Raw genomic sequence first — 10,360 nt, 5'->3', positions numbered from 1 at the left:
TAATGGTCCCGAATACATCGAAAAAAGACTGGTCAGACAACTGGAGAAATGGAACATTATAAACTGTAACACACCCAAGTATTCACCCCAGTCCAATGGCATGTGTGAAGCATTTAATGGCACATTCAAGCGTGATTACGTTTATGAGAACTGCCTGGATAACCCGCAGGTAGTATACGATCAAATTCAAGGCTGGATTGATGAATATAATGGCTATGCCCCACATTCAGCTTTGAACATGAAAACGCCATATGAATATTATGAGATTAAGAAAGCAGCATAAAATAAAATTCAAAAACCTTATCATCGAATGATGACCATGGGCTGTTGGAATTGTTGATAACTTAAATAGGAAAGCTGTAAAGTAAGTTATCAATGATTTCAATAGGCAGCAAGGAACTAAAAGTAATTATAACCGCTGCAATAGTGGTCCAGTTTTGGAACGAAAAGAGCATTTTCCATAAAGCTTTTCGATATCCTGGGCGTTGAGGTTGGTGGTGGCATGGGTGATTAGCCGGTCGGAAATAAATAAGTCGTAACGGCTGAGAATGACTTCGGCCAAAACATTGCACTCGGAGCCATAATGTTTGATGTTGGATTCGGCACCAAGGTCATCGAGGCAGATGGTTTTGGGAATGCGTTGGCCTGGTGAGATGGTGAAGCTGCGTTTAGAGTAGCGATAGATGGTATCGAAACCATCTTTTTTGAATTCAAAACTGATATCGCGGCAAGCTTTCAGAGGAAAGCCTTGGATATTGTGCAAGATAAGGGGCATTAACCTCATCAGAGCTGTTTTGCCACACCCGACCGGACCAAGCGTAAGAATTCCTTTCCGGAGATTAATACCTTGTTGTTTTGCTTGTTCTTCATCACGAATAAAATACACGAATAGCTTTTTTATAATGGGCATATCTTCATCGTAAAGGCGAAAGTGGTATCCGTATAGGTTTTTTCCTTTTTGAGTGATTAAATCAAGTGATTTTTGAAAATCGTAGTAGATGATGTTGTTTTTGATTTGGTAGTGGTTCATAGTTATTAAGTTTTTAGGCAGAAGGCAGAAGTTGTTTATAGTTTTTAATAATTGGTAATTTGAGAAAATGATAAATTGATTAATTGTTTTACCCCTCTGCCTCCGGCATTTCCCCTTAAAAGGGAGAATTGATTTACAGCTTGATAAAAGGGTATTAGTGGAACATTTTATCAAAGAGGCTCATCATAGTTGGCGGATGAGGGTGGTGGAGAGATGGGGCGCAGTGGGACACCTTGGCCAGCAGATTTATGAAGTTTGGATGTGCGATGTTTTTCATGGAATTGTTTTTTTCGAGTGTTGTTGGCTTTTTTCTCGAACTTTTTGATGTTGAGCATCCAGTTGCGTGCAGCAGCTTTCCAGTCTTTCATTGGAGTTTTGCCACCAATGAGCCAACCGTTAGATTCGTAATAGTTGAAGAAGCGCTGTGCTTCAGTATCGGTATGACCTTTCTCGTGGAAGTAGATTTGGATGTGTTGGAGAGGTGGATGTTGGATTTTTGATTTATGATGATCAATGGATAATGTGTTTTTCATATTCGCTTTTTTAGAATTAGAAATTGAAGAATTTTTCTCTTTATAGAGAGTGTTAGTTTGTTTATTGTTTATATAGTTTATAGAAGGGGGCATTTTTGACCCAGGTGGTGTACAGGCGCCATGGTCAAAAGTGTACAGGTGAACTTTACTACCAAGGTTGGAATCATAAGATGGATTGTACCTAATAAAGCCAAAGGATTGTAAATCGCGAAGTGCTTTTAGGTAGGTCTTACAAGAACCTATCCGTGCTGTCTTCATGGTTTCTTTTCTTGTGATACTTATTGGATTTTTAAATCGATTGGTATTCCACATTCTGAACAAAACGAGATACAGGCTTATATGGTAGGGTTTAAGGAGTGGTATCTGGTCCATCAAGGCAAAGGTGTTTGTTTGGTGCTTGATGTAGTTCATAGTGTGGTGTTAGAAATGAGATTTGAGTAGTGAGTAATGAGATGATTTACATGACATAATTACCCCTCTGCTTTCAGCATCTCCCATTTATAGGGAGAATTGATTGACAGCTTGGTTCAAACGCTACGCGTTAGATTTTAGAACGAAGCTTCGCTTCTTATAGAACGACTTCGCCTTTTAGATGCTAGAATGACTGTTTGTTTTCGAGAAGCATCTTCTGGATATCTTCACGATTACAGTAGATGACACCGCCGATTTTGGTGAAGGGCAGGGTGCCATTGTTGCGCATATTTTGGAGTGTGCCGTTGGAGACTTCCAGGAGAGCTTTGGCTTCGTTGGATTTGAGCCAGGTCTTTGGTGTTGGTTTGATACTTTCTTTGAGTAATTTTTCGATATCACTCATTAGTGATTTACGGAATTGAATAAGGTCATCAGTGGTGATGAGGTCCAGTAACTTTTTGTTCTCAGTTTTCATGTGTTTAGGTTTTAGAGCGAAGCTGTCGCTTCTTTTAGATCGCTTCGCTGTTAAATATTAGCTTGTTTATAGATGATTGATTTTGAACGAGAACAAAGGAAAGTAATTTCAAAATCATTTAGGGGTTGTAGGGGTTGTACAACCCCCAAACAACCCCCATGATAATGAATTGATTAAGTAGTTGAAAAAAGTTTAAATTTTATTTTCTTGTATGATTTTTAGTTGCTTTAAGATGGTGTCTTTTATAGCGTCAATCGAAATGCTTTTAGGAGAGCAAAATTTATTATAAAGGCTATCGTTCGAAATGTCGTCTGCGCCAATTGTGGAAAAGTGTTTCGAATAATGCCTGATTAAATCGTTTGATTGCTCCTCATTGTAGATGCCAACTTCGACCGAAATTCTTAGAAAGGCTGCTAGCTGCGGAACTGAAAGATTGGTTTTAATCTTTTATTTGACCGAATCATCGATAACCGCTACTTTCTTTCTCTCATTGATATGACAGGTGTCATTAATGAAGATAATTTCCTGTTCAACCCAATTCGTTAAAGACTCTTTTAATGTGGGACCATCAGGCAGATAGCCTTGTTTATTAATGATAACATGCTGCTTGAAGCACTTTTGAAAATACCTTAACGTTGACAATTGGTCTTCTTTTGTTTCTTCCATCCGATATTTTTCGGTAATAAACTCAACAAAGAAATCAATTGTTTCGGGAGAGTTTAAGTTCCATTCAATTAGCTGTTTGATTAACTCTTCCGAATGACACTCTGCATCAAAAACAAATATCCAGTTGTCCTCCAGATGCTGGAGCCATTTATAAAGAAAATGCTTGTCATTAAAGGTATAAGCAGTTTTCTTACAATTTGTAAAATCCATTAATGGATGTAGCATAATGTGCAGTAAACGTGGACTAATGGATGTTTGACTAAGATTTTGAATAATCGTTTTGATTCTGTTATTGATTATATCTCTATGATAATCTTCACAAGGTTTGGGGAGGTTTGATTCGAGATCAAAGAAATCTTTGTATTGCTCATTGATAAAGACTAGGGATTCAGTCAAATTGCTTATCAATGGCGTCAAATACTTTTTGTGACAATGGAGCAGGTTAGAACATGAACAATTTTTGTTGTTTAATTTATCAATTAAGCGGGTAATGCTTGATTGATAAAAGCGAATTAAACCAGAAAGCTTCTTATTTGATGTTTTTTTAGCTGATTTGTTCAACAGTTTTTTCTTAATGATTTGATGCCAACTTTCAAGCTCGGCAGCATAAGAAGAGTGTGGTATAGAGCCTTGTTTGAGTAAGCACACATCGGGATTGCTAATTTTTGAAACTAGCGATTCCTGTTGGTCTAATAGGTATGCCATTGTCAATAAATGTTTGGTTAAACGATAAACGCAGTTTCGGATAGTTCGAAACTGCGTTGCAATAATAGAGGTATGCTAAATCAATGTAAAGTCAGGTTTGATAAGAGGTGATATTATTTACATCAAAATGGTATTATTTGGTTTAAACAGATTTGTTTAACTGATTTTCGTTTTTATCATTTTCTAACTTTTGACGCAAAACATTCATATCCTCACTGACTTTATGCTCAAGTACTTTGGCATAAATCTGAGTGGTTCCAATCCGGTTATGACCCAATACCTTACTTACTGTTTCAATGGGAACACCATTGCTTAATGTGACTGTAGTAGCAAATGTGTGCCTGGCCATATGAAAAGTCAGGTTCTTATCAATATTGCACAGGTCGGCCATTTCCTTTAAGTAACTATTTAATTTTTGATTGGAAGGGATGGGAAATAATCGTCCCTGGTGTATGGCCTTTGGTGTGTTTTTATATTTCTCAATCAATCTCTCAGCAATGGCAAACAGGAGAATCCTCACCTGGGTTTCAGTTTTCTTACGCTGTGTATAAATCCAATTACTACCGTCGATACCTTTTAGTATATGGGATGGTGTTAACCGTGCTATATCAGAATAGGCCAGGCCGGTATAGCAGGAGAAAATGAACATATCACGTGTAAAAGCCAGGCGTTCTATTCTGATTTCTTTATTTTGAATCACATCCAGCTCTTCCTGAGACAGGTATTTACGATTGCTTTGTTTGAATCACATCCAGCTCTTCCTGAGACAGGTATTTACGATTGCTTTGTTTGTAGCTAAGCTTATAAGCTTTAAAAGGGTAATGGCTCATCCAACCTAACTTAATAGCAAAATTAATTAGTGTACGCAGTCGAGACAGGTGTTTCATGACAGTATTATGTGCGAGCTTTCGCTGACCCATATTAAGGGGTTGCCAGGTACGTAGATAAACTTCGAAATCGCAGATAAACTGGTAATCGATTTGTGCCAGGTAGATATCATCTACTTTCTTGTGCTCCTGAAGAAAAGCTTCTATATAGCGATGTGTTGTTTTATAATGGCGCATGGTGTGGGCATCCAATGAAGCGGCAAATTTTTCATAGTGAGCTGCAAGCAGCTTTTTTAAAGTACGTCCTTTTTCATTATTGCCGATAAAGTGGTTCTTAATGATTGTAGGGGTAATCAGCTGCTCTTTATTACGCAACTCCTGATAGATACTTTGCACCCTGGTTCGTATTTCTTCCAGGTGCCTGTTGACATGCCGGTGATTGAAGGCCCCATCTGATTTGACACGTTCTTTGCTTTTATCCCATAGCTTTTTAGGACATTGTAGCTTGGTGGAAACTTCTGATTTCTGACGATTGACGGTGATACGCAGGTAGATACCAGCTAATTCGGTCTTCTTGCTTTTGTGGCGTACAATAAACTGCAGGCCAAAGGTTGGTGTGTTGTTCATCGTTGTTGATTTTGGTGTGTAATACATGTGTTTGACTTATAAAGTACCTCCTTTTTAGGTCACGAAAAAGGGTCAAACAGAACCAAAATCAATCATCTATAATTATTATCGACTTCCTTTGAAGCCTTTGCTGTGTCTAATATAGCAAAAAATCTGTGACCTCACTGTTAAATAGAATAAAGAGGTCACTGAATAGGTCACAAAAAATATGTATTTGTTTGGTTTATTTTAGTTTGAAACGAATTGTATAAAAACAAAAAACCTTGCAAACTGTACGATTTGCAAGGTTTTGTAATTGTTTAGTATTTTGAGATGTGAACCTGAAGGGACTATTATTGCAACTTCATTAAGAATCAACAACAAACAACATCAATTACAAAAGCTATATATATCAAGGGTTTTACTATATTTGAGTTACAATAACAAACAAAAAGGCTCAAATGAATCAAGTCATATTTGACACCATATTTGACACCACCCCAAAAATTGGCTTATGAAATACAACACAAACAACTTTGTAAAGTACAACCTTAAGAAGCACAGCGACACCTCAAAACCTTTTCAAATTATCCTCATTATCGTTCACAAGGGGCAACGAATGAGATATTACACAGGCAAGCGAATCAAAGAATCCAATTGGCACATAAAAAAGCAACGTGCTAAAAATTCTTACGCAACAGCATCCACATTAAACAGCTTCCTAGATACTCTTGCCAACTTCGTGGAGGATGAGTATAATAAATTGAAGATGTCTGGAGAAATCATCAACACCACCAAAATAAAAGAACTCATTGAAGAGTTTCAACACCGAGTACCAACAGATGGTATATTGAAGCACTATGATGAGTTTTTAGAGCATTCAAGAAATTACAAAACACAAAGCTCTATCAAATGCTATGAAACAAACAAAAGCCGCTTAAAGGGTTTTTATGAAAAAACTAAACATCCAATGTCATACAATCTTATTGACAAGCATTTTTACGAAAAATACATTAACTACCTTCTTACAGAGAAAAAACTGAGCAACAGTACAATTTCACGAGACACAAAATACATTAAAACCTTCCTTTCATGGGCAACAGACAAAGGGTATAATAAAAACATAGCTTACCAAAAGTTCAAATTCAAGTCAAACGAAGGGCAAATATTCTTTTTATCATGGGATGAATTGATACAGTTGTTTAATCACGATTTAGGTAACAATGAACGCTTAATAAGAACACGAGATATTTTTTGTTTTGGCTGTTTTACAGGCATGCGGTTCTCTGACATCATGAACCTTAAGCATGAGAACATAGAAGATGATTACATTAACTTCATCACCATTAAAACAAACGACCATTGCTCAATACCTTTCAATAAGTACTCGAAAGAAATATATAAACGCTACAAAGCTAAAGAAGGGCTTGTCTTTCCTACGATAACTAATCAAAAGATGAATGAAAATATTAAAGATGTTGGAGAAGCAGCTGAAATTAACGCTCCGGTACAGGTGATAAGTTACAAAGGTGCAAACCGAATTGAAGAAACAGTTCCTAAGTACAAAATATTAACTTCGCATATTGCTCGAAAGACCTTTATAACCAATGCGCTTGAAAAAGGAATGAAATCAGAGGTAATTATGGATATTACTACCCATAAGAGCTATAACTCATTCAAACGTTATTTTAAGGTAGTAGATGAGCACAAGAAAAACGAAATGGACAAAATTTTTGATTGATGGATAAACCAAGAATAATTGAAAAATACGAATCAATTAAAGAACACCAGGAGCAACTTGCAAAAGAAGAGGGTAAAGAGCTTGTGTATGACATTGAGTCTGAAATGCAACAAGATTATAATGACATTATGAGTGGCAAGAGGCTCTCATTTGGAAATAAACACAAACTTAAGAACCTTGCAAAAGCTCAAGAATTACAGTATGGCTTGGAATTTCTCAAAACTCAGAAAAAAACAACAAACAGCAAGAGCATTGAACAAGCAACAATCCGACAAACCGCAATTGCTCTCTATTTCATGAGAAAAGCTGAAAAGTTTCCCAAGAAATCAGGTAGCTACAAAACAGATGCAAATTTTCTTTTCTATCTAACAGGTGTAAATCCTGATAAAATGAGGAAGCTTATAAGTAATCCTTTTGCTCGACCTGACAATTCTCAAAAACAGGCAATAAACGCTTTAATAAAGGATATCCAATCTGTTCGCGTGCAATTTGAATTAATACAGTTTCAGACAGGAATCACATTAGTTGACCAAAAGCTACAAGAGCTCGAAAACGACTTAGAAAGTTTTTAATACATTCACACCTTTACGCTATAGGATGGCGTCATGTCAATCTAGTACGTCATCCACTCCTTAATATATTTTTTTCGTTTTCGACTTTCAAAAACAAGTTGAATAATTGATGAAGGTTCTGTCAAGGGCGGATTGTGTTGCGCCTGCGGCAATCCGTTTATATACCCTTGACAGGTTCTGAGGCAATATTATTTTTGTTTGAAGAAATCAAAAACAAAAAAGTTGCAAATCAATACATTTTAAGACAGTTACATTCAATCAACTTGTTTCTTATTGAATCTTGTTGGCATTCGTTGTATTTGTTTGGGTCGACCCAAACCCCAACCCAAGTTTTTTCTCAACCAAATATTTGACTCATCAAAAACAAAAAAAAGAGTCAAAAATGAGATTAGATTTTACAATTACAGACGAGTTTAAAAGCGAGCTAAAAGCCCTTTTAAGAGAAACCATTCAAGAAGAACTTAATACCATAAGTTCGCCACAAGTTACAATCGAAACAGATAGTAAGATGCTATCACGAGAAGAAGCAAGTCAATTCTTAGGCTGTTCACTTACTTCATTGTACAACTACACCAAAAGCAGACAGATTCCTTATCATCAGGTAGGGCGAAGAATTCTATTTAGCAAATCCGATTTAGTTAACCATTTAAAAGTTGAGGCAGAAAAGTAAGTCGGGTATTCTGCGAGTCTATAACATAGCAGAACCCGTGCAAGATTTTCACTCAAAGAAAAAAGGGAGGATGAGCAATGGTAGATACAATCGTATTAAGAATAAACAACTTGCACCAATACCCCAAAATATTGGAAGCATTAAGAAAAGAAGGAGAAGGGCAATATAATTCAGTTGTGGATAGTCCACACAATCAAGAAGTAGTTGATTTTGAAACTGGAGAAATAAGTAAAGACCGATTCTTACAGATTAAACAAGTACATTATGCTGATACCAACAACACATTCACGTCATACAGAAACAAGGTACTGACATCATCACATTATTACTTAGCCTATAGTATTAGAATTGACCGAGATTATGTAGAAATGAACTTTTCAATTCCTAAGTACCTATACGGCACCAATATCATGCAATTTGTGCCACATAAATTTGAAGAGCATCCATATAACAATGAAGAATTAGATTCTTTAGAATTCAACGCTGAAATTACTTATGAACGGCTGATAACATTCATTGATAATTTTATGAATGATTGGTTTAAGGATATTCAAATCAGTAAAGAAGATATTGAGATTAACCGCCTTGACTTGTGTTTTAATCAATACTTTAAATCAGTTGAAGATTCATTAAAGTATCTCGATTATCAAAAGCGTATTAAAAAGAAATACATCAAAAAGACCACTAAGAATAAGGTTGATTGGGGTACTTCTATTTTTATTCAGAATGCCCGCTATGCAGCTAAAATTTACCATAAAGGCTCCGAATACGCTAGTTCAAAAGGCGAGCGAAAGCACCATTTAACCATGAACAAAAAGATAGGCAAAGAACATTTTGAAGTTGAAAGTAAATATAAAGATGGTGTAATGGTTCGTGAAGGATTGGAAGATACAGCCAATAGAATACTACGCTATGAAATAACCTTTAAAAAGCCTTTCATGACTTACTTGTTCAAAAAGCACTTATTCGCTCGTGATTGTACAGGATGGCAACAAGCCCAAAAGGATTATAAAGAAGTGAATAAGGTTGTAAAGAAGATAAGAGAAAATCGCATTAAAGGTTTAAGTATTTACCAGCTTGAAAAAAAGTATCGCAACTTCTCACCCGAAAAACGTGTGTACCATAAAGCTTATTCAAAGATTCTTAACCGTAGTAATACATTTAGCTTAGCTATATCAGAAACAGCTAGGAGAGAAAACGAATCACTTCACGCTTGTTTAAAGGATGATAAAGGGAATTATGAACCACCAAAAGCGGCTTTGTTTACAAAAGAGTTGCTGAATGAGATGTTTAAAGTGTTTCTCAATTTTAAAGAGGAGTTTCGTATTAGTTCAATGGATAAGTTTACTGACACGACGAAACGTGTGATTGCCTACAATAACGATGTAGAGAAGTATAACAAAAAACTACCGAAAGGCTCAAAAGAACGTAAAGCACGAATATCTGAAAACTACATAAATTCGATATTACTTCACCTACAAACACATTCATTTGATGAATTAGTACAAATGGGTGTAATATCCGCACGTACAAAGTATAATTACATTAAAGCGCTTGGTAAGATTGGTTTAAGTAAAAATCATTTGGCTGTTGATAGTGTAGAGATTGAAAAGAGTGAAGATTTTGCTCACTACCACCAAATACTAACCTTTTAATCAAGTATAGAACTATGGATTACCTAAAAATGTTTGAAGCTCAAATGTTAGAGTGTTTAAAATGTAGAACAGAAAGAATAAGATTAAGTTTCGAGCAGTTGCCACTCGAACAACAGAATGTCTTCAAAAAAGATAATCATGACGTTAAATATTATCGTTATTGCCCTATATGTAATGAGTATATGATGATTTGGAAAGTTTTTTAGAATTACTCCCTTGTTAATATTAGCAAGGGAGTTTTACTTTGCTGCTTGAAAAGATTGACTTAACCCCAAAGCATTTAGCCGTTGATACGGTAGAAATAGAAAAGAGTGAAGAGTTTGTTGAGTACCATGAATTATTAAATTAGGCAAGTACACATTGCTTAGATGCAAATTTGGAATAAATACATTTTAAATTTAGCTTTGATATGCTTTATATTATAACAATATGTTACGATATAAAGCATATCACGTATATAGACTAATGC

Annotated in this window: 11 protein-coding genes; 5 read left to right on the top strand and 6 right to left on the bottom strand. The window is 35.8% G+C overall.

The window, feature by feature from the left end:
- The coding region (locus JIV24_RS10310) for an integrase core domain-containing protein (protein ID WP_200464949.1) at positions 1–283 on the top strand (283 nt) is incomplete at its 5' end.
- 126 nt (positions 284–409) lie between these two features.
- Here JIV24_RS10310 and JIV24_RS10305 read toward each other — a convergent pair.
- The 6 genes from JIV24_RS10305 to JIV24_RS10280 form a co-directional block, all read right to left on the bottom strand.
- Positions 410–1,030: an ATPase gene (locus JIV24_RS10305; protein ID WP_200464948.1), complete on the bottom strand. Its 621-nt coding sequence runs from the start codon at positions 1,028–1,030 to the stop codon at positions 410–412.
- A gap of 170 nt (positions 1,031–1,200) precedes the next feature.
- Positions 1,201–1,974, bottom strand: a complete 774-nt coding sequence (locus JIV24_RS10300) for a hypothetical protein (RefSeq protein ID WP_200464947.1) — start codon at positions 1,972–1,974, stop codon at positions 1,201–1,203.
- A gap of 184 nt (positions 1,975–2,158) precedes the next feature.
- Complete coding sequence (locus JIV24_RS10295; protein WP_200464946.1) at positions 2,159–2,449, bottom strand: helix-turn-helix domain-containing protein; 291 nt, start codon at positions 2,447–2,449, stop codon at positions 2,159–2,161.
- A gap of 447 nt (positions 2,450–2,896) precedes the next feature.
- Positions 2,897–3,820 (bottom strand): hypothetical protein, encoded by a 924-nt coding sequence (locus tag JIV24_RS10290; RefSeq protein ID WP_200464945.1) that lies wholly within the window; start codon positions 3,818–3,820, stop codon positions 2,897–2,899.
- A gap of 142 nt (positions 3,821–3,962) precedes the next feature.
- Complete coding sequence (locus tag JIV24_RS10285) at positions 3,963–4,520, bottom strand: site-specific integrase (RefSeq protein WP_200464944.1); 558 nt, start codon at positions 4,518–4,520, stop codon at positions 3,963–3,965.
- Positions 4,521–4,545: 25 nt separating this feature from the next.
- Positions 4,546–5,274 carry a phage integrase SAM-like domain and Arm DNA-binding domain-containing protein gene (locus JIV24_RS10280; RefSeq protein ID WP_200464943.1) on the bottom strand — a complete coding sequence of 243 codons (729 nt, stop codon included), beginning with the start codon at positions 5,272–5,274 and terminating at the stop codon, positions 4,546–4,548.
- Between the two features lie 493 nt (positions 5,275–5,767).
- On the opposite strand from JIV24_RS10280, the gene JIV24_RS10275 reads away from it, so the two are divergent.
- The 4 genes from JIV24_RS10275 (at position 5,768) to JIV24_RS10260 (ending at position 9,891) form a co-directional block, all read left to right on the top strand.
- On the top strand, positions 5,768–6,994 hold the full coding sequence (locus tag JIV24_RS10275) for a site-specific integrase (protein ID WP_200464942.1): 1,227 nt from the start codon (positions 5,768–5,770) through the stop codon (positions 6,992–6,994).
- The gene (locus tag JIV24_RS10270; RefSeq protein ID WP_200464941.1) at positions 6,994–7,566 is read left to right on the top strand and encodes a hypothetical protein; all 573 of its coding nucleotides are present in this window, start codon (positions 6,994–6,996) and stop codon (positions 7,564–7,566) included. The genes JIV24_RS10275 and JIV24_RS10270 overlap by 1 nt, the downstream gene beginning before the upstream one ends.
- A 382-nt stretch (positions 7,567–7,948) precedes the next feature.
- Positions 7,949–8,236, top strand: a complete 288-nt coding sequence (locus JIV24_RS10265) for a helix-turn-helix domain-containing protein (RefSeq protein ID WP_200464940.1) — start codon at positions 7,949–7,951, stop codon at positions 8,234–8,236.
- Between the two features lie 77 nt (positions 8,237–8,313).
- Positions 8,314–9,891, top strand: coding sequence for a phage/plasmid replication domain-containing protein (locus JIV24_RS10260; protein ID WP_200464939.1), 1,578 nt, complete (start codon positions 8,314–8,316; stop codon positions 9,889–9,891).
- The last annotated feature ends 469 nt before the right edge of the window (positions 9,892–10,360 follow it).

This window comes from Carboxylicivirga marina, from assembly GCF_016612505.1.
Classification (GTDB): Bacteria; Bacteroidota; Bacteroidia; order Bacteroidales; family Marinilabiliaceae; genus Carboxylicivirga; species Carboxylicivirga marina.
Note: the sequence above shows the minus strand (reverse complement) of the source record. Positions and strands in the feature narration are given on the sequence as shown.

Coding starts and splice junctions, on each gene's coding strand:
- JIV24_RS10270 (WP_200464941.1), top strand. CDS start 6,994: ATGGATAAACCAAGAATAATTGAAAAATACGAATCAATTAAAGAACAC.
- JIV24_RS10305 (WP_200464948.1), bottom strand. CDS start 1,030: ATGAACCACTACCAAATCAAAAACAACATCATCTACTACGATTTTCAA.
- JIV24_RS10265 (WP_200464940.1), top strand. CDS start 7,949: ATGAGATTAGATTTTACAATTACAGACGAGTTTAAAAGCGAGCTAAAA.
- JIV24_RS10290 (WP_200464945.1), bottom strand. CDS start 3,820: ATGGCATACCTATTAGACCAACAGGAATCGCTAGTTTCAAAAATTAGC.
- JIV24_RS10295 (WP_200464946.1), bottom strand. CDS start 2,449: ATGAAAACTGAGAACAAAAAGTTACTGGACCTCATCACCACTGATGAC.
- JIV24_RS10260 (WP_200464939.1), top strand. CDS start 8,314: ATGGTAGATACAATCGTATTAAGAATAAACAACTTGCACCAATACCCC.
- JIV24_RS10280 (WP_200464943.1), bottom strand. CDS start 5,274: ATGAACAACACACCAACCTTTGGCCTGCAGTTTATTGTACGCCACAAA.
- JIV24_RS10300 (WP_200464947.1), bottom strand. CDS start 1,974: ATGAACTACATCAAGCACCAAACAAACACCTTTGCCTTGATGGACCAG.
- JIV24_RS10275 (WP_200464942.1), top strand. CDS start 5,768: ATGAAATACAACACAAACAACTTTGTAAAGTACAACCTTAAGAAGCAC.